This is a genomic window from Candidatus Symbiopectobacterium sp. NZEC135 (assembly GCF_025962695.1).
The window spans coordinates 1-734 of the sequence record NZ_JAGFPF010001085.1 but is presented as its reverse complement, the minus strand read 5'-3'; the positions used below and the strand labels follow the sequence as shown (position 1 = coordinate 734).

Sequence of the window (734 nt, the reverse complement as noted above, 5' to 3'; positions counted from 1 at the left end):
GGGTCCATTTTCCCGTCAGTGTCATGCCAAGACACAACGTGACCAGCCACGCCATTAACATATCTCGAGCAAAGAGAATGACATCACTCAAGCCAAACATAAGTAAGGCAAATAACAGCGCAATGGAGAAGTGGCTGCGCAGCACAAAAATCGAAAAATAAGAGAGCGCGAGATAAAACAAAACAATCAGTAGCGCACCGGGCCAGCCTTTCAATGAAAAAGCTTCAATCGCATCGTTATGCAGATGCACGTTCAGGTAGCTCACCGCGCCCCTCATGGCTGGCGTCTGCTGTGCGAGGGCGGTGATATCTTCCGCGCGCCGCTCGGCGGATTGCCCGAACGGTGCAGCAAGCCCTGCGTCCATGCCGGATTGCACCATGGCAAACCGTGCGCCTACCGAGGTTTGACTGTTGTTCTGGCTGTAACTGCGCATGTCATTGATCAAATCACTGGTGCGTTTATGGATCGTGTCGTGGAACAGTGCAATGCAGAGCGTTAGCGTCACGATGGAGCCCAGCACGCCCTTAAGCAAGGTACGTCTATTATGACGCACCTCCGATAACAGGATCATCGCCCCAATCAGGGGATAAACAAAAATGGCCGCCCGTGTCTGGGTCAGGATGATGGCACTGGTCACCAGTAAGAAATGGAATAAATAGAGATAATATTTGTAGCGTACATTGAGCGTGAGTAATGCCTGCGCACTCAGGGCGCCGATAAACGTCATAAAATAG

At 51.4% G+C, this 734-nt stretch carries 1 protein-coding gene; it reads right to left on the bottom strand.

The window, feature by feature from the left end; genetic code table 11:
- The coding region (locus J5224_RS32595) for an O-antigen ligase family protein (RefSeq protein WP_264629070.1) at window positions 1–734 on the bottom strand (734 nt) is incomplete at both ends.